The sequence below is a fragment of the Streptomyces aurantiacus genome (assembly GCF_001418335.1).
GTDB lineage: Bacteria > Actinomycetota > Actinomycetes > Streptomycetales > Streptomycetaceae > Streptomyces > Streptomyces aurantiacus.
In genome coordinates, this window is the sequence record NZ_LIPP01000059.1 from 40,227 (window position 1) to 57,490 (window position 17,264).

Genomic DNA, 17,264 nt, shown 5'->3' on the forward strand with positions numbered 1-17,264 from the left:
GTCTGTGGCTCCATGAAAGCCGGTCCCTCGCAGGAGGAGATCCGCCGGCACAACCTCGGCACCCTGCTCCGCCACGTACACATCGGCGGCTCCATGTCACGGGCCGTCCTGGCCGAGCGCATGGGCCTCAACCGCAGCACCATCCTGGGTCTGGTGAGCGAGCTGGGCTCGGCCGGACTGGTCCGTGAGGAACTGCCCCGCGACACCGGCAGGGCGGGCCGGCCTTCCCTGGTCGTACGGCCCGAGTCCGACCGCGTGTACGTCCTCGCCTTCGACGTGGGCGTGGACCGGCTGGCCGCCGCCCGTATCGGCCTGGGCGGGGTCTTCCTCGACCGCAGGGAGATCCCCATGGCTCCCGGCCGCCGCGACGCCGGCAAGGTGGCCGAGATCCTCGCCGGCTCCGCGCTGGACATGGTGGGCACGGCACAGCACGGCACCTACTGTGTCGGCGTGGCCGCCGCCGTCCGCGGGATGGTGCGCCGGCCGGACGGCCTCGTCCGTGCCGCTCCCCACCTCGGCTGGGAGGACGAGGAGTTCGGCGAGGACCTCATGCGCCGGCTGGGCCTCGGCCTTCCCGTCTCGGTGGCCAACGAGGCCAGTCTCGGTGCGCTCGCGGAGCATCTGCGCGGTGCCGGGACCGGCTGCCAGGACCTCGTGTACCTGCACGGCGACATCGGCATCGGCGGGGGTGTCATCACCGGTGGCCAACTGCTGACCGGCGACTGCGGGTACGGCGGCGAGATCGGGCACATGGTCGTCAACCCGCGGGACGGCAGGCCCTGCGGCTGCGGAGCACACGGCTGCCTCGAAGCCGAGGCCGGGGAACGCGCCCTGCTGGAGACCGCGCGGCGCGACCCGACGGCCACCGGCCGGGAAGCCGTACGTGCCGTCGTCGAGGCGGCCGACCGGGGCGACATCACCGCCCGCGCCGCCCTGCGCGACGTCGGCGACTGGCTCGGCATCGGCGTCGCCAACCTGGTCAACGTGCTCAACCCGCGCACGGTCGTCTTCGGCGGGACGCTCCGCGAGGTGTTCCTCGGCTCGGCCGCCCAGATCCGCAGCCGCATCAACCGCCTGGCCCTCACGTCCTCCCGCGAGAACCTGCGGCTGAGAGTGGGGGAACTCGGCGACGACGCGGTCCTCATCGGAGCCGCCGAACTCGCCTTCTCCGAGATCCTGGTCGGCCCCCTGGAGACACTGGCCCGGGCCGGCGCGTAGCCCCCTCCTTCGCCGGGACGCAGGCGGCGAACACGCCGATCCGGCGGCACCCCTCGGCACGGATCCCGTCCGGCTCCCACTGGCACCACGACAGTGGTCCCGGCCCTACCAGAGTCCGGGCCAGGAGGAGTGAAGGTCGGAACGAGTGACGCCGAACACATCGTGGCGCCGTAGGCTGAACGCGTAGCCGTAGCACAGTCTTGGGGGACGATGTTGTGCTCTACATGCCGCTGCGCCGTAAGTTCCGGTACATCCACGAGCCGTTGCCGGCCGGTGACGAGGCCCTTCCGGCGCTCGGGCACGAGTCGCTGGTCCAGGCGCTGAGGGAGCGGCTGACCTACTCGCACGGCGGGGCCTTCCTGGTGAGCGGTTTCCGGGGCGTCGGCAAGTCGACCTTGGTGCTGCGAGCGCTGGACAAGGCCAAGGACGCGTGGGGCAAACGGGACGTCATGCTGGTGGTGCATCTGAACGTGGGGCGCACCATGACGACCGATCAGCTGCTGTTCGCCGTCGTGCGGCGCATCTTCGAGTCTCTCGACGACCGTGATCTGCTGGTGGGTCTGCCACGGGAGGTGCAGCGGTCGCTGCTGCTGGCCTACTCGCGTACGTCGCTGTCGTTCACCCAGACCCAGTCGGAGAGCAAGGAACGGGGCACGACCGTGGGGCTCGCTCCGCAGCACCGACTGCTTCCCACGATGAGCTTCAACAGCCGCCGGACCCGCGCGCAGGCCTCGGAGGCGGCGTTCCTCGCGTACTCCGAGACGGACGTCGAGCACGACCTCGTCCGCATCCTCCATCTCCTCAACGGCAGCGAGGGCCGCCCCGAGCAACGGACGCGTCCGCAAAGGCTGTTACGGCGAAGACGCCGACGACAGACCGCGAGGCTGCGGGTGCACCCGGTGGTCGTCCTCGACGAGGTGGACAAGCTCACCGACAACAAGGACGAGGAACTCGCTCTCTTCGAGGGGGTGTTGGGCCGGATCAAGAACGTCCTCACGGCGCGCGGCGCGCACTTCATCGTCGTGGCCGGTCCCGATCTGCACGACCGCGCCATCCAGGACGCCGACCGGGGCAACGGCGTGTACGAGAGTGTCTTCGGCTGGCGGATGTACGTGCCGTGCCTGTGGGACGCGCCCGAACGTCTGGTCCGGGGCCTGGTCGGAGAGGTCGGCGCACAGGAACCACAACCGGTCCGGGGTCCTCCGACACCGCCTCCCGGCGGCACGGTGAACGGTGCGCCTGTCACGTACCCCACCTACCCACCCGACATCACGTACCGCATCCCGCAGACGCCGATGGACGAGGCGAGACTGGCCCGGTTCATCAGCTATCTGTGCTTCAAGGCGCGCGGCGTACCGCGGCGTCTGCTGCAGGAGTTCAACTCGACGGTGGTGTGGGAGGACGGCTCCCCCTCGCTGCGTGTGAGTGAGGCGGACTGGGCACGGATCGACTTCTACGCACGGCTGGAAGCGGTCGTCTCCGAGGCGATCGCCGTGAGCGATCCCGAGGGACCCGCGCGCGTGGCGATCGACGACGACCGGCGACGGCTCGGCGGCTACCACGTGGTGGACTGGGCGCTGCGCAGCGAAGGCAGACCGTTCACCTGCACCGATGTGACGGGTTCTCAGGGGATCGACCCGCTGCTGCGGATGACGCCGCCTGCGGTGGAGCGCCTGATGCGGCATCTGGTCAGGGCGGGCATGCTGGACGTGGTGAGCGAGCCCGGCCGACCGAACGCGACCCGGTACGGCGGCGCGGAATCCACGCTGGCCTACTACAAGTTGTCGGACGCGTACAAGCGCCAGTTGGCCGGCTTCGTACGCAGCAGTGAGAGCGAACGTTCGGATCTGGGGATCGTCGCACCGCTGCCGGGCTCCGGCCCGTACGGCGGGACCGTGACCGTCGATCCCGCTCCGCCGTCTCCGCCGGTGACGGGCCACGGCCCCCTTCCGGCGGGCGGGACGCCGTCGGTGCCCCGGGCCCCTGCCGCGTCGGCGGCCCCCGCGGCCGGCACCCCCGCGGTCGCCGTACTGGCCGAGCGGTACGAGATGAGCAGCCTTCTGGGCCAGGGCGGGATGGGCGCGGTGTACCAGGGACGGGACCTGCTGACCGGCCGGCCCATCGCCATCAAGGTGCTGCACAACGCCGCCCGCAACGACGAGCAGATGCTGGCGAGGTTCCGGCGTGAGGCCCAGGTGAGCCGTCAGCTGAACCATCCGCAGATCGTACGCACGCTGGACGCCCTGGGCGGCGGCGCGGACGCCGAGCCCGCACTGATCATGGAACTGGTCGAGGGTCCTTCCCTGTGGGACGTGTTGAACGAGCGGGGCCCGCTGCCCGCCGGGCTGGTCGCGCGGATCGGCCGGCAGTTGGGCGAGGCTCTCGCCTTCATCGACGACATGGGCATCTCGCGTATCGACCTCAAGCCGAGCAACGTCCTGGTCCATCCCGAACGCGGCGCTGTGATCATCGACTTGGGCATCGCGAGACCGCTGACGGACGACAGGGAGCTGACCGTCGTCGGGATGGTGATCGGGACACCGGGATACATGGCCCCTGAACAGGCACGGGGCGGCCCTGCGGACATCAGGACCGACCTGTACACGCTGGGGATCCTCATGTACCAGTGCCTTGCGGGAACGCTGCCCTGGGACGCGTCGTCGGCGATTCAGATGATCTACGAGATCGCGAACACGGAGGTGTCCGTGGACGCCCTGCCCGTCTCCGAAGAACTCCGTGCGCTGCTCGGCAGCACGCTGTCCCGTTCACCCGACTCCCGCCCCCGCGATCCCGGGGAGTTCCTGGCGCGGCTCGCCTCGACGCCCGAGGCGCAGGAGGAGATCTCGCTCGAAGACGTGGGAACACCGGACGAGGCGGAGAATGCGGAGCCGCCCGACCCGGATCCGGACGCCGTCCCCGAACCGACCGCGATCGACTGATGCTCCCATGGGTGTGCCGACGGATGTTGCGCAAAGCCATCTGTGAACAGCGTGGATCCGGTTCGCGGCAGGCCACGCGGAGGTCTACCGGCTGTTCCCTCGGCGTCCGTTCCCCGAAGACCTGGCAGATCAGCGCCGACCGCCTCGCCGGCTCTGTCACCATCAGGGTCGGTGTGGCCGGCTCGGAAGGCGCGGCCGCACCGTGGGAGTGACGCACGCCGGACCGTGCGCGGCGGCAGGTCCGGCAGACGGACGGCGACCACGCCCCGCGGGAGTCGCGGCGTACTGGTGCCGAGGATGCGGCGGACCGCCGGACTCCACCCTCACTTCCACCCGTGGGTCCAGGCGCGCAAGGTCGCGTGACAGCACGCTTGAGGGCATGACCACCACCGACTGGATCACCGACATCGCCCTCGTACTCGTCGTCTTCCGGCAGCTGCGAGAAGGCCGCCTGGACTTCAAGTCCTACTTGCTCCCTCTGGGGATCGTGGCCTTCGTGGCCTCCCGGTACCTGCACACCGTCCCCACCGCGGGCAACGACCTGGTGCTGGTCGGAGCGCTGGTCGGGGCCGGCGCGGTGCTCGGCGTCGCAGGCGGCGTCCACACCCGGATCCGCGGTGCCGACGGACACCTTTTCATCAAGGCAGGTGCCGTCTCGGCAGTCCTGTGGGTGCTCGGCATGGGCGCGCGCATGGGCTTCCAGGTGTGGGTCGATCACGGCGGCGCCGACGACGTGGCCCGGTTCAGCGTCACCCATGACATCACCACCGTCGACGCCTGGGTTGCCGCGTTCGTGCTGATGGCGCTCACCGAGGTGGTCACACGCTTGACCACGGTCTTCGTCCGGAGCCGCCGGGTGGACCGCCGGCCGCAGCACCCCGCGGGTACGCGTCCCACCGCAGCCCTCGACCGCACCGCCTGACCGTGGGCTATGGTCGCGGCGTGTCCACGAGTACCCCCGACCCCGGGCCGGCTCCTGAGCGGGAGCCCGGCCCCCGGGTCATACCCCGCCAGGACCCCCGTGCGCAATGGGTCGTCACTCTGGCGGTCGTCGTCGCCGCGATCGTGACCGTCCGCCCGGTGGACACCAGCGGCCGTGGCCTGGCGGTGGCCGCGCTGATCGTGGTCAATTCCGTCGCTCTGCTGGCCCGGCACGTGCCCGACGCCAGGTTCCCTCCCCGCGCCGCGCTCGTCTGGCTGACCCTGGGTGTCGTGGCGGCCGCCGCCCTCATCGGAGTCGGCCGCAGCGGCTCCACCTACCTGTTCGCGTACTTCCTCGTCGGCCATATCGGCTACCGCCTTCCCCTCAAGCAGGCTCTGTCGATTGCGGCTGCGTCCAGCCTGCTCTGCGGCGGTGTCCTGTACTTCCGCCTCGGCCCCGGTCACGAGGAACTGCCCTGGGCCCTCGGCCTCACCATCGGCGCCCCGGTGGTGGCCGGGATCCTCAGCCGCAGCAGACAGCGCGCCGTGGAGGCGATGATCTCGTCCGCCGAGTCTGCCGAGCGGGCCGCCCGCGCCGAAGCCCGGACCGCCGTCCTCACCGAGCGCGGCCGGATCGCCCGGGACGTCCACGATGTGCTGGCGCATTCACTGGCCGGGATCAACATGCAGCTGGAACTGGCGGACGCCCTACTCGACACCGGCGATCTGGGAAAGGTCCGCGAGGCGAACGACAAGGCCCACAGCATGGTCAAAGAGAGCCTGAAACAGGCCCAGTGGACCGTATACGCGCTGCGCGAGGACGCCCTTCCGCTGCTCGACAGCCTGACCGCGATGGTCGAGTCCTCCGGCCACCGCGACGCCCTGACCGTCACCGGAACCGTCCGCGAACTGTCGGCGCAGGTCACCCAGAACCTGCTGCGTATCGCCCAGGAGGCGCTGACCAACGCCGCCCGGCACGCCCCGGGCGCCGACGCCCGGGTGGAGCTGACGTTCGATGCCGCATCGACGACACTGAGGATTCTCAACGGTCCCGCGGTCGGCGAGGTGACGGCAGGCGTCGGCAGCGGAATGGGGCTGATCGGCATGCGCGAACGCGTCGCCCTGCTGGGTGGCACCATGACCGCGGGCCCGGTCACGGAGGGCCCCGACCAAGGCGGCTGGCTGGTGGAGGCAGTGATCCCGGGATGAACGAACCGACGGAGAATACGCAGCGGCTGAAGGTGATCGTCGCCGACGATCAGGCCGCCGTCCGGGAGCCGCTGGCGGCGATGCTCGGCATGTCCGAGGACATCGAGGTCGTCGCCGCCGCGGTGGACGGCACCGAGGTGCTCACTGCCGTGGCCGCCGCACCGGTGGACGTCGTCCTGATGGATCTGCGCATGCCGGTGATGGACGGCATCGAGACGACCCGCCGGCTGAGCGAGGAGCATCCACAGGTCGCCGTGGTGGTGTTGACCACCTTCGCCGACGACGAATCGATCCTGGCCGCGCTGGGCGCCGGTGCCCGTGGCTATCTGACGAAGAACGCGGGGCGCCAGGACATCATCCGTGCGATCCGCGCCGCCGCGGCGGGTCAGGCCGTCCTCGACCGCGAGGTCCAGGACCGGCTGCTGGCAGCCGCCCGAACCCGCCCGCCGGCCGCAGGACAGCCACTGCCACTGCCTCAGGACCTCACACCACGCGAGCGCGAAGTGCTCACCCTCATCGGTCAGGGCCTGCCGAACCGGGCCATCGCCGAAAAGCTCTTCATCAGCGAGGCCACGGTCAAGACCCACATCAACAACCTGTTCGCCAAGGCCGCCATCCGCGACCGCGCCGACGCCGTCCGCCGCGCCATCGCAGCAGGCCTGACCTGACCTCCCCTGTGAGAGAGCGAGTCGTCGGCGATTTTCACCCGCGGCCCTTCGCGTCCTTCGGCCTTGCCGGGCGGTGGAGGCGGTCGCTTCGGCCTGCTGCTCGGGGATCGGCTGGGCAACGGCGGACAGGGGGGCGTCCGTGCCGTGAGTGCCGACCAGCTCGACCAGGTCGACCAGCTGCGGTCCGGGCGAGCAGGCCAGGCAGAGGGTCAGGCACCCGCCCTGTGCCGCGGTTCAGCAGGGTGGCGTAGCTGTTCGTTGATGCGCTGGGCTTCTTCGAGCTGGTCTTCGAGGATGATGATGCGGCAGGCGGCCTCGACCGGGGTGCCCTGGTCGACGAGTTCGCGGGCGCGGGCGGCGATCTTCAGTTGGTAGCGGGAGTAGCGGCGGTGTCCGCCCTCGGAACGCAGCGGAGTGATGAGGCGGGCTTCACCGATGGCCCGCAGGAAGGCGGGGGTGGTGCCGAGTATTTCGGCGGCCCGTCCCATGGTGTAGGCGGGGTAGTCGTCGTCGTCGAGACGGCCGAGGGTGTTTTCTGCTGTCACTGGCACCTCTGATCGGGGAACGCGCGTCGAGGGGCCTTGGTGCCGTACGGCACCAAGGCCCCGAGGATGTGAACACCATCTGCCGGCCTACTGCTGTGCCGGACTTCGTTGTCCGCACCGTCTCCGAGGGGAGGGGGACATGTGCGGGGATCGCGGATGCGTGACCGTGGGACCACCTTCCGTTCCGGGGCCTGCGGTACCCGGGCTGCTACGTCCTCGCCCGGGCGATCCTGATGGCGTCTGCCTCCTTCTTCCTTCTGATCCGTCGACTTCTTGGCTACGAGGAAGACACTAACCCTGGAAAGCCTGGATGTCTACTTTGGCCGTGACAGATTTTCTGCGAGGTGGAGCGACTGCCTTCTGCCGCGGCTGTCACCCCAAAGCTGCACCGGAGGGCGCCGTCGGGGTGTGAAGTCCGTCGGGGCGGGCAGATGGGGCGTCACGGCACAAGCGACACAACCGATCACAGGTGGGGTGTACGCGCATGAACAACACGACGATGATCACCGACACGCCGACCCCCGCGCCCGCCGTGGTGCGGGGCGACAGCGCGGACAGCATCCGCCAGGCCCGCGAGACCGCCCGCGCCTTCGCCGTCGGCCTGACACCGGCGCCGGACCCGTCCCTGGCGGACACTCTGGTCCTGATGGTGTCCGAACTCGCCACCAACGCCCTGCGCCACGGCGGCGGCCGCTACACCCTCGAACTCTCCGCCGGTCCGAACACGGTGACCGCGGCGGTCAGCGACCTCAGCCCGGCACCCCCGCGCGAGCGCACCCCCGACCTCAACGGCGACACCGGCGGCTTCGGCTGGCACATGATCCGCCACCTCGCCGGCCACCTGGCCATCAAGCCTGGGCCCGGACGCGGCAAAACCATCCACGCTCAACTCCCCCGACAGCTCGCACTCGCGGAGTCCACCGGCAACGCTCGTACGGCGGGAGCGGCCTGACGGGGCGGGCATGGATCAAAGAGAGGTCGTGGTGGCGGTGTCCGACCGTGAGCGCATGTTCGACGGGCTGCCGTGTCCGTGGCGGAGCGGCGTCACCCGTTGGCGTGGCGGAGTCGGTCGGTGTGGTGGTTGATCGTGTCGACGCGGGCCGCGAGATCGGGGTGGCCCGCCTCCAGGTACGTGTGGGTGCGGAGCAGAGGGTCAAGGAGGCGGGCCGCGTCATTGTCGCCGAGGGCCTCGGTGAGGTGGGCGCGAGCGACGGCGGGGAGGTCGGTGAGGGCGGTGATCTGGCCGGCCAACTGGCGCAGGTCGGCGGCGTTGACGCGAGCCCAGGCAGCGACGGTGCGGTCGGCGGCGCGTCGGTCACGGGTGGCCTGAACGCGCTGGTCGCCGGTTGTCCCGGGTACCCCGGGGCGCACGCGCAGGTAGCGGCGTTCGGCGGCCTGCCGGCTGGCCACGCCGAGGGGGTGAGCCAGGTCGGCCCAGCTGGTACCGGCCGCGCGGGCCGTTTCGATCAGCCCCGCCTCCCATCCGGCGAGCTGCTCGCGCAGTTCGCGCAGCAGCAGCAAGGCGGCCAGTGCCTGCTCGGAACTGGCCTGCCCGTCCTCGGCGCCCAGCCCGGCGTGGGGCGCTCTGGCGTCACGAAGAGCCTGGTCGACCGCGTTGAGTGCCGTGGCCGCGGCGAAGAAGGAGGAAGGGGCACTGGAGTGGTCGGATGTGGTCATGGGGCGCCTTCCCGCTGGCGTCACCCTCTCGGCGACGTTCCTGCTTGTCATCGTTTCGATGACATGTTACAACGGGTGGCAGACGAAGCGCATTGGCAGGTACTGCCCGAACCTTGTGGAGGTGTTTCGCGATGTTGATGCGCACCGACCCGTTCCGCGAACTCGACCGGATCGCCCAGCAGCTGACCGGCACGACGGGGACCTGGTCCAGGCCCTCGGCGATGGCCATGGACGCCTACCGCGAGGGCGAGGAATACGTCATCGCCCTCGACCTCCCCGGCGTCGCCAAGGACGCGATCGACATCGACGTCGAGCGGAACATGCTGACCGTCAAGGCCGAGCGCCGGCCGGAGAACAAGGCCGATGACGTGCAGATGGAGCTCTCCGAGCGGCCGCTGGGCGTCTTCTCCCGCCAACTGGTACTGGCCGACACCCTGGACACGGACCGGATCCGGGCGGACTACGACGCCGGGGTCCTGACCCTGCGGATCCCGATCGCCGAGCGCGCCAAGCCCCGCAAGATCACCATCGGCGGAGAGTCCGCGCACAAGGAGATCAGTAGCTGAGCCACACCGTGCGGCAGCGGAGGGCGGGAAGTGATCCTCACCCGGTCCCGTCCTCCGCGCCGCGCACGGGCGCAGGAGGCAGCCAGGAGGCAGCGATGACCCTGCGATGGGAAGCATTCCTCGCCCAGGTGCAGGAACGCGGCGAGTACGGCACACCCCAGGAAGCCGAACGGGCGGCACGCACCGTTATGGCACTGCTGGGCGCGCACCTGGTCGGTGAGGTCCGGGCCGAACTGGCCGCCCGGCTCCCGGAGACTTTCGCTCTGATCCTGCTCAGCCCGTTGCAGGCTGCCGAACCTCTCCCACCGGACCGGTTCGTGCGGGCCGCCGCGGCGTGGATCGAGGGAGCCACCGAACAGACGGCGACCTGGGACGTCAGCGCGTTACTGAGCGTCGCGGCCGATGTCGCCGGTGAGGACCTCACCCACCGCATCCTGCTCCAGCTCCCGCCGGGATACGACCTCCTCTTCGGCTGCCCCCAGCCCACCTGAGCCCACCGGCCACCCCCGAAACCGGCAGCGCCGACGGCCACCCGCCGGACCGTCCGAACACGCTGCCAAAACCCCCGTACGAGAAAGGCGACATCCACCGATGCCTCCCCTGCCCCTGCCCGCACAGGACCAGGCCGCGCCGGACATGACGTTCGACCAGATGCTGGAAAGAATCCGCTACGACGGCGCGTACCCGACCCGTGAGCACGCCGAAGAGGTCGCCCGGGCTGTGCTGGCAGCTCTGGGCCGTCAGCTCACCGGCGACGAACGCGTTGCCCTCGCCGCCCGCCTACCCGCCGAAGCGGCCCGCGTCTTCGCCGCCGAGATCCCCGAGGCGCAACCGCTCACCGGCTGGGGCATGGTCAAGGACCTCGCCACCCGCACCGGCGGAACCCCCGCCATCGCACGCTGGGACACCGGAACCGTCCTCGCCGCCGTCGCGCACCTCGCCGGCCCCCACCTCCTCGACCGCATCCTCGCCCAACTTCCGCCCGGCTACGCACTCCTGTTCGGCCGCGCCGAACTCATCCAGGCCGCATAACCCGACCGGGGCACCGAGCCACAGAGGTGGGTATGCATCGGCGTTCCAGGGGATACCTGCAGATCATGGAGTGGCTGTCAGAAATTCCTCGAACGGACCGGAATGTGACCAAGCGGATCGCTGCCGGTGCCCCGCCCGGGCTTCACCGGGCACTGTCGATCGTGGAGGAGACGGCGGAGGGCTCCAAACTGTGGTGTGCGGCTGCTGCGGTGATGGCCTGCACAGGCGGTCGCCGCGGCAGAGCGGCAGCCGCGGCGGGCCTGGCGTCCGTGGCGACGGCCCAGCTGATCTCCAACGGAGTGTGCAAGCAACTCGTCAAGCGACGTCGGCCGCCCAAGGAGTGGATCCCGCACGACGAGGTCGAGGACCGGCCCGATTCCTCGTCCTTCCCCTCCGGGCACACCGCCGCCGCTCTCGCCTTCACCGTCGCGATCACGCCGACGTGGCCGCTGGCCGGCGCACTGTGCGCGCTGCCGGCGGCCGTGGTGGCCGTCGAGCGCGTACAGTCCGGCGCCCACTACCCCAGCGACGTCACCGCCGGCGCCGCCATCGGCCTCGCCGGCGCCTGGCTCACCCGCCACGCCCCACGCCTGATACTGCGTCACTGGCTGTGACAGCCCGGCGCAGCTCAGAGAGCTGCTCATGCCGATCTCCTTCGGGGCGGAGGTCGCTTGTCGGGGGGGGATGCACCGCGGTGGGAAGCTTGTGGAGGCCGTCGTCCTGATGGTCTGGTCGAGGGACCCGATGGGCCGGTCACGCTGGTGTCGTTCGTTCGGGCCGAGTCGTGTGGTCCCCCGGTGGTACATGTATCGATCCGCGAGCCCTGTGCCGGGCTTGCCCTTGCAGGGGACAGTCATGACGGACGGGTTGGACGACGGCGGCACTGGTCTGCGGCGGGCGCCGACCTGGATACGTACGGCCGCATGACGAGCAGGAGCGCGCGTCGCTCCGCCCCCTCAGCGGCACCGCCGGGCTGTCATGCTGGGCACCTTCGAGTCGGTCCTCGCGCCCTGGAGGTCTTGATGCGTGGAGGCGTCGTGGTCGCCGCACGCCCTGGTGTGGAGGATCTCGCCGTGCGGGCCGAGGAGTTGGGCCTGCACAGCTTCTGGGTCAACGACAGCCCGATGGTCCACGGCGACCCGTTCGTCGCCTTGGGCCTGTGTGCGAAGGCCACCAGCCGCATCAGGCTCGGCATCGGTGTGACCTCACCGGCGCTGCGTTCGGCCCCGGCCGCCGCGAGCGGGCTCGCCAGCCTCAACGCCCTGGCACCGGGCCGGATCATCTGCGGGGTCGGCACCGGAAACACCGCCCGACGCACCCTGGGCATGCGGCCGACCACGGCGGCCACGCTGGAGAACTTCACCGCGGCGCTGCAGGACCTGTGCGCCGGCCACTCGACGGAGTACCGCGAAGGTGACCGGGTCCGCGACATCCGGTTCCTGCATGCCGGGGCACAGGTGAACACCGCCGACCCGATCGAGTTCGTCGTGGCCGCGCTGCTCGGGCCGAAGGCCGCCGCCGTCGCCGGCCGCCGCGGCACCGGCCTCATCTCCTTCGGCCTGCTGGACCCCACCGCCTGGCACGCGCTGAACGACGCCCGCCGCCACGCCGCCCAAGGCACACCTCACGCCCTCGACCCCCGCACGGGCTCCTACGTGGTCACCTCGCTCCACATCCTCGACGAGGACGAGGACCCCCACGGCGAAGCGGCCCGGGACGCGACGGGCCACCTCGTCCTGTCGCTGCTGGCCTTCGCCGCCGACACCGCCGCCGGCACACCCGCCTTCGCCGAGCAGCTCGGCCCCGAGGAACGCGAGGCGGTGCGACGGCTCCTCGACCGGCGCGGCACCACCGCCACCGCGCCGGACCGGCACACCAAGCTCTACCCCAACTACCTCGGACGCATCGCACCGCAGGACCGGGACCTGGTACTGCCCTCGCTGATGAACACCCTGGCCCTGGTCGGCACCCGCGACGACCTCCTCGCCCGCATCACCACCCTGGAACAGGCCGGCATCGACGAACTCCTCATCCAGCCGGTGATCGACCCGCCCGCCGAGATGGCCCAGTTCGCGAAACTCCTCGCCTGACGGAAGACGATCCTGCTTCCGTGCCCTCCCCGTGACGGCTACCCGTGATCGCTGTCGGCCCGCAGCGATCGCGGCGATCTCCTCGCTGAGGTGCGCCGCAGGCTCCAGGCCGCCGGTGTCTCGCGAGAGGTGAGGGACGGTGGTCGTGACTGCTCCTTCCGTTCCTTCCGGAGAGGGCGGAAGAACGCGCGGATCTCCTCGGCGAGAAGGTCCGGTGCCTCCATGGCCCCGAAGTGCCCTCCTCAGGGCATGTCCGTCCAGCGCGTCACGTCGAACACGCGCTCCACCCAGGCGCGGGGCGGCATCGTGTCGCGCGGGAATGCCGCCACCCCCAGGGGCGGCAGAACGCGCTCACCGGGCGCGAACTGATTCGGACGCAGCCGGTTCTCGCGGTAGAAGCGCATGGACGAGCCGATGGTCCCGGTGAACCAGTAGGTCGAGACGATGGTGAGACTGGCGTCCAAGGTGAAAGCACGTTCCACCGAGCCGCCGCAATCACTAAACAGCCGCGCAGCTTCTCGACAATCCACGCTGCCAGGCCCACGGATGAGTCGGTCAGCGCGTAAGCGGGCGTCTGCGAAGCGTTCGTAGCCGAGGCCCGTCATCAACTCCGCCCACAGTCCGGCCGCGTATTCCGGACCGACTCCCGGGCGATCCGGCCGCTGCGAGAATCCGTATCCGGGAAGGGAGGGGGAGGGGAGGGGACGACGACGTCGAACGCGTCGGCCGGGTCCGCGCCGTGGCCGCCGGGATCGGCGAGGAGCGGGGTGATCTTTTCCATGTCGAAGCCGGAACCCGGCCAGCCGTGCATGATCACGAGCGGATAGGGGGCGGGGCCCGTTCCGCGCCGGTGAACGAAGTGGATCCCGAGCCCGTCCAGCTCCGCGACGAGCTGCGGCAACGTACTGGCAGAAGGGCTAGTCCGTCAGACGTCGGAGAAACGCGAGGTCGGTCCCGTCCTCCCAGTCCATGCCCTCCACCGCGTCGGGTCAGCGGGTGTGTCACAACCGGCGGTGCAGGTCCTCCAGTTCGTCGTCACCGATGGAAATGGTGAATGGCGTCGTCTTCATGACACATGCTCCGATCCGTGAGGTACTTTCGGCTCTCGCCTCGGGCTTCTGCTGGACGTCCGCCTCGGGTCAGGCATCCAGCACGAGGCGGTCGGACAAGGAGCGGCTGACGCAGGGGAACATGGTCCGTCCCCGCTCCCGCTCCTCAGGAGTCAAGATCTGGTCCCGGTGGTCGGGCGTACCTTCGAGGACCGCGACCTCGCAACTGCCGCAGTAGCCTTCGGTGCACGAGAAGGGTGCGCCGGGGACGACCTGCCGGAGGGTGTCCAGGACCGACCGGTCGGGACCGACCGTGACGGTCACGCCAGTCCTGCGCAGCTCCACTTCGAAGCCGCGTTCAGCGCCGGCCGGCGCCGCCGGGGGATTCGGCGCCGGCCGGGCACCGAAGCGCTCGATGTGGATCGGCAGCCCCGGGGCACGGCGCGCGCCATGCTCCTGGACGGCGTCGAGCAGGGCCGCCAGCCCGCAGCAGTAGATCGCCGTGTCCGGGCCCGCCGAGCCCAGTCTCCGTTCGAGGTCGAGCAGACCGCGTGCGCCGAGCAGACCTGCCATCCCAGCCCGGCCAGGATCTGCTTCGTCCGCACCCGGTCGGCGGCCTCCGGCGCGGCAAGCACCCGCAGGATCTGGTGATCCTCGGGCGCGAGTGCCGATGCGCCGGCATCCTCACCCCGGTGCGGAAGGGAGCGGTCAGATCACCGAGCGACACCGAGAGCAGGTCAGGGCGGGATCGTGTGCGAGACTCCGCGACACATCGGTGATCACGGAGGCAGGGCGTATGCGTGGGGTGGGAGCGGCCGTGGCCGTGATAGCAGTAGCGACGGCGCTGACAGGCTGCGGCGACACGGGCAGCGCGACAGGCGAGCGGACCACGGCGAGTGCGCGTCCGGCTGAAAAGGCGGTCAAGGGTGAGCTGACGGACGATGCCGTGCGTGGCGACATCCGCAAAGCTGCCTCGGCCGCAGGCTTGGGGCGGCCTCATCTGCCCCACACGTCCGAAACAACAGGTGAGCGAAACCATCACGTTGTACGGGGGTGGTTGCGGACAACGCTCTCGCCGACCCGTCAAGCCGTCAAGCCGGTGCTCACCGAACTGACGGCTCGGGGCTGGCGGGTGACGGGAGATCTGCCGGTGGAGGAGCCTGATGCCTTCGGCTGGGTCCTGGAGAAGAACTGCTGGCAGATGTTCCTGGCCACGGGCCCGGGTCCCAAGGGAGCCGACCTCGCCTTCGACGCCTCGGGAGGGTCATGCGCGGGACCCGAGCCCGGGCCGTCCACGTCCGTGGACCCGAACGCGGGGCCTCCTGGGCGCCCCACGCCGCCGGCCTTGCGCCCCTAGGGCCCTTCTCGATGTTGTAATGCGGGACATCCTCAAGTCGTTGCCCGTCGGCATATGAAGAGGGCCTTCGCCGAGCGGCTGCCTCTTGACCGCCCGGCTGAGCTGCTGGGGATCGCGGCCTGAGGTACGCGCTCGTCGAACAGGGCCGCCGGACTCGATCCGGCGGCCCTGCTCCGTCGTGCGTGCGGGCCGAATGGGCACCCCCCGCAGTTGGCACCGTCCCCGTACCTGCTGTCCCGTGCTTGTCCGTGCCGGGTGAGATCACCGCATCCAGGAACCTCTGACGCGGCAGGGGGCGGTTGTGGCGGTTGAGTGGGGGCGCGTCGGGCAACCGGAGTTCGGCCGGATCGCCGAGGCGGTAGCGCACCGTGTGTTGATATTGGTGGCCGCGTGTGATCGCCGGCAGCGTACGGATCCAGGACCTGCTGGTCTCCTTCATCGACCACGGCCATGGCATTCGAGTCCGCTGATAGATTCCTGCGGTGAGCGAGCAACTGCCCAACGGCGGCATCGAGCTGTCACCCTCCGAGGTCGACGCCCTCCCCGCCAGGTGGTCATCCTGTTGGACTCCGAGCGAGGTCGCACAGCAGTTGGCCGGGATCGGCACGCCCTGGTATGTGGCCGCAGGCTGGGCGCTGGATCTGTTCCACGGCAGGCAGACGCGCATTCATGGAGACATTGAGATCGCGATTCCGGCCGCGAGCTTTCCCGAGGTTCGCCACCGCTTTCCCGGTTACGTCTTCGACGCGGCAGGCGGCGGCCGGATCTGGGAGGACGCCGCCTCAGAGGTGCTGGCCGCCGTACATCAGACATGGCTCCGCGAACCGGCCACCGGCAACTACCTGCTCGACGTGTTCCGGGAACCGCACGACGGCGACATCTGGATCTGCCGACGAGATGAGAAGATCCGGCTCCCCTACAGCGACATCATCCACCACACCCAAGACGGCATCCCGTATCTGGCACCCGAACTGGTACTGCTGTTCAAGGCCAAGCACGCCCGCCGAAAGGACCAGAGAGACTTCGACGCGACCGTCCCGCACATGACCCGGGCTCAGCGCGAGACCCTGGCTGAGCTACTCGCCCGCGTACACCCGGGGCATCCCTGGCTCACGGAGCTGTAGCCGGCCGGCCCTTACGGGTGAGCTCTCGCGCTGGAACTTCGATAATCTCCTTCGGCTGCATGGTTCCAATTCCTCTCTCTCAGCTCAGCTGCTCGGCCAGTCCGACGATGATGCCCTCCGGACCGCGGACGTAGCAGAGCAGATAGCTGTCCTCGAACCGGGCGATCTCGCCGACGAGTTCGGCGCCGTGAGGGCGCAGGCGAGCAACGGTGTCCTCGATGTCGTCGACGGCGAACATGACACGGTGTGTGCCCAGAATGTTGTGCGGCCGGTTACGCGGCCCGGCGCTGATCGCCGCGGGGCTGCGGTACTTCGCCAGCTCAAGCCGGCTGTGACCGTCCGGGGTCCGGACCATCGCGATGTCACAACCAACGCCGTCGAGTCCCGTGCACTGGTCGGCGACGAGGCCCTTGACCTCCGCCCTGCCCTCCAGCTCCATGCCCAGTTCCACGAAGAACGCGACGGCGGCATCGATGTCCTCGACGACGATGCCGACGTTGTCCATCCGCTGAATCGCCATGCTGGCTTCTCCTTCTTCCTCGTGCGGCCGGTGGTGGCCGCTGATACCCCTGGGACGGAGCCGACGACCCGTTCTCGACATCCGCAGACAGCCCAACTCAGTCAGACGTACGGGCCCGTACGACCCAGACCCATGACCGGTCTGCCGAGCAATGCAGACCAGAACGCAGCGAGCCGCTCGGGTTCTGCGGCATCGACGACGAGGGCATTGATCTGCGAAGGTGAATCCGCCATGCCCCGATCCTGTCAAACGGGCCCGGAACCGCTCCGTAGCGGCTCTGAGGACGGGAACTGGCACGTGCTCCACGTGCTCCACATGCGACAGAGGCGGGGCACCCGTTACGGTCATG

20 protein-coding genes are annotated in these 17,264 nt (G+C 69.9%); 13 read left to right on the forward strand and 7 right to left on the reverse strand.

The features are described 5' to 3' along the window. Positions 1 to 12 precede the first annotated feature (12 nt). The 5 genes from AOK01_RS09130 to AOK01_RS09150 all read left to right on the forward strand — a co-directional run bounded on the left by AOK01_RS09130 (position 13) and on the right by AOK01_RS09150 (position 6,955). Positions 13 to 1,218, forward strand: a complete 1,206-nt coding sequence (locus tag AOK01_RS09130; RefSeq protein ID WP_055510321.1) for an ROK family protein — start codon at positions 13 to 15, stop codon at positions 1,216 to 1,218. Between the two features lie 200 nt (positions 1,219 to 1,418). After that, positions 1,419 to 4,157, forward strand: coding sequence for a serine/threonine-protein kinase (locus AOK01_RS09135; protein WP_169800113.1), 2,739 nt, complete (start codon positions 1,419 to 1,421; stop codon positions 4,155 to 4,157). Positions 4,158 to 4,536: 379 nt separating this feature from the next. Beyond that, entirely contained in the window at positions 4,537 to 5,079 is a 543-nt protein-coding gene (locus AOK01_RS09140; RefSeq protein WP_055510326.1) for a hypothetical protein, read from the forward strand. A gap of 2 nt (positions 5,080 to 5,081) precedes the next feature. After that, positions 5,082 to 6,287, forward strand: coding sequence for a sensor histidine kinase (locus AOK01_RS09145; RefSeq protein WP_055510328.1), 1,206 nt, complete (start codon positions 5,082 to 5,084; stop codon positions 6,285 to 6,287). Continuing rightward, positions 6,284 to 6,955, forward strand: coding sequence for a response regulator transcription factor (locus AOK01_RS09150; RefSeq protein WP_055510330.1), 672 nt, complete (start codon positions 6,284 to 6,286; stop codon positions 6,953 to 6,955). The genes AOK01_RS09145 and AOK01_RS09150 overlap by 4 nt, the downstream gene beginning before the upstream one ends. Positions 6,956 to 7,164: 209 nt before the next feature. Here AOK01_RS09150 and AOK01_RS09155 read toward each other — a convergent pair whose 3' ends face one another. Then, a complete protein-coding gene (locus AOK01_RS09155) occupies positions 7,165 to 7,500 on the reverse strand; it encodes a MerR family transcriptional regulator (RefSeq protein WP_055510332.1) in 336 nt (111 codons plus the stop codon). Positions 7,501 to 7,984: 484 nt separating this feature from the next. Here AOK01_RS09155 and AOK01_RS09160 point away from each other — a divergent pair, with 484 nt between their 5' ends. Further along, a complete protein-coding gene (locus AOK01_RS09160; RefSeq protein WP_055510334.1) occupies positions 7,985 to 8,452 on the forward strand; it encodes an ATP-binding protein in 468 nt (155 codons plus the stop codon). 92 nt (positions 8,453 to 8,544) lie between these two features. Here AOK01_RS09160 and AOK01_RS09165 read toward each other — a convergent pair whose 3' ends face one another. Next, positions 8,545 to 9,177, reverse strand: coding sequence for a hypothetical protein (locus AOK01_RS09165; protein ID WP_055510336.1), 633 nt, complete (start codon positions 9,175 to 9,177; stop codon positions 8,545 to 8,547). Positions 9,178 to 9,308: 131 nt separating this feature from the next. Between AOK01_RS09165 and AOK01_RS09170 the strand changes: the two genes are divergently transcribed. The 5 genes from AOK01_RS09170 to AOK01_RS09190 all read left to right on the forward strand — a co-directional run bounded on the left by AOK01_RS09170 (position 9,309) and on the right by AOK01_RS09190 (position 12,865). Next, complete coding sequence (locus AOK01_RS09170) at positions 9,309 to 9,743, forward strand: Hsp20/alpha crystallin family protein (RefSeq protein WP_055510338.1); 435 nt, start codon at positions 9,309 to 9,311, stop codon at positions 9,741 to 9,743. Between the two features lie 95 nt (positions 9,744 to 9,838). Next, a complete protein-coding gene (locus AOK01_RS09175; RefSeq protein WP_055510341.1) occupies positions 9,839 to 10,234 on the forward strand; it encodes a DUF2267 domain-containing protein in 396 nt (131 codons plus the stop codon). 100 nt (positions 10,235 to 10,334) lie between these two features. Further along, entirely contained in the window at positions 10,335 to 10,775 is a 441-nt protein-coding gene (locus tag AOK01_RS09180; RefSeq protein WP_055510344.1) for a DUF2267 domain-containing protein, read from the forward strand. Positions 10,776 to 10,879: 104 nt separating this feature from the next. Next, on the forward strand, positions 10,880 to 11,389 hold the full coding sequence (locus tag AOK01_RS09185; protein WP_342671034.1) for a phosphatase PAP2 family protein: 510 nt from the start codon (positions 10,880 to 10,882) through the stop codon (positions 11,387 to 11,389). Positions 11,390 to 11,797: 408 nt separating this feature from the next. Continuing rightward, complete coding sequence (locus AOK01_RS09190) at positions 11,798 to 12,865, forward strand: LLM class flavin-dependent oxidoreductase (RefSeq protein ID WP_055510345.1); 1,068 nt, start codon at positions 11,798 to 11,800, stop codon at positions 12,863 to 12,865. A gap of 242 nt (positions 12,866 to 13,107) precedes the next feature. On the opposite strand, the gene AOK01_RS44865 is transcribed toward AOK01_RS09190, so the two are convergent. The 3 genes from AOK01_RS44865 to AOK01_RS09205 form a co-directional block, all read right to left on the reverse strand. Then, positions 13,108 to 13,329 carry a hypothetical protein gene (locus AOK01_RS44865; RefSeq protein WP_055510347.1) on the reverse strand — a complete coding sequence of 74 codons (222 nt, stop codon included), beginning with the start codon at positions 13,327 to 13,329 and terminating at the stop codon, positions 13,108 to 13,110. Positions 13,330 to 13,469: 140 nt separating this feature from the next. Continuing rightward, positions 13,470 to 13,766 (reverse strand): epoxide hydrolase N-terminal domain-containing protein, encoded by a 297-nt coding sequence (locus tag AOK01_RS44870; RefSeq protein ID WP_055510350.1) that lies wholly within the window; start codon positions 13,764 to 13,766, stop codon positions 13,470 to 13,472. Positions 13,767 to 14,004: 238 nt separating this feature from the next. Further along, complete coding sequence (locus AOK01_RS09205; RefSeq protein ID WP_055510352.1) at positions 14,005 to 14,487, reverse strand: flavin reductase family protein; 483 nt, start codon at positions 14,485 to 14,487, stop codon at positions 14,005 to 14,007. Between the two features lie 577 nt (positions 14,488 to 15,064). On the opposite strand from AOK01_RS09205, the gene AOK01_RS43455 reads away from it, so the two are divergent. Both AOK01_RS43455 and AOK01_RS09210 read left to right on the forward strand, forming a co-directional pair. After that, positions 15,065 to 15,271, forward strand: coding sequence for a hypothetical protein (locus tag AOK01_RS43455; RefSeq protein WP_157871234.1), 207 nt, complete (start codon positions 15,065 to 15,067; stop codon positions 15,269 to 15,271). A gap of 482 nt (positions 15,272 to 15,753) precedes the next feature. Beyond that, positions 15,754 to 16,395 carry a nucleotidyltransferase domain-containing protein gene (locus tag AOK01_RS09210; protein WP_055510354.1) on the forward strand — a complete coding sequence of 214 codons (642 nt, stop codon included), beginning with the start codon at positions 15,754 to 15,756 and terminating at the stop codon, positions 16,393 to 16,395. A 79-nt stretch (positions 16,396 to 16,474) separates the two neighbouring features. On the opposite strand, the gene AOK01_RS09215 is transcribed toward AOK01_RS09210, so the two are convergent. Both AOK01_RS09215 and AOK01_RS40865 read right to left on the reverse strand, forming a co-directional pair. Further along, positions 16,475 to 16,915 (reverse strand): VOC family protein, encoded by a 441-nt coding sequence (locus AOK01_RS09215; protein WP_055510356.1) that lies wholly within the window; start codon positions 16,913 to 16,915, stop codon positions 16,475 to 16,477. Positions 16,916 to 17,016: 101 nt separating this feature from the next. Further along, positions 17,017 to 17,148 carry a VOC family protein gene (locus tag AOK01_RS40865; protein ID WP_342671035.1) on the reverse strand — a complete coding sequence of 44 codons (132 nt, stop codon included), beginning with the start codon at positions 17,146 to 17,148 and terminating at the stop codon, positions 17,017 to 17,019. Positions 17,149 to 17,264: the final 116 nt, after the last annotated feature.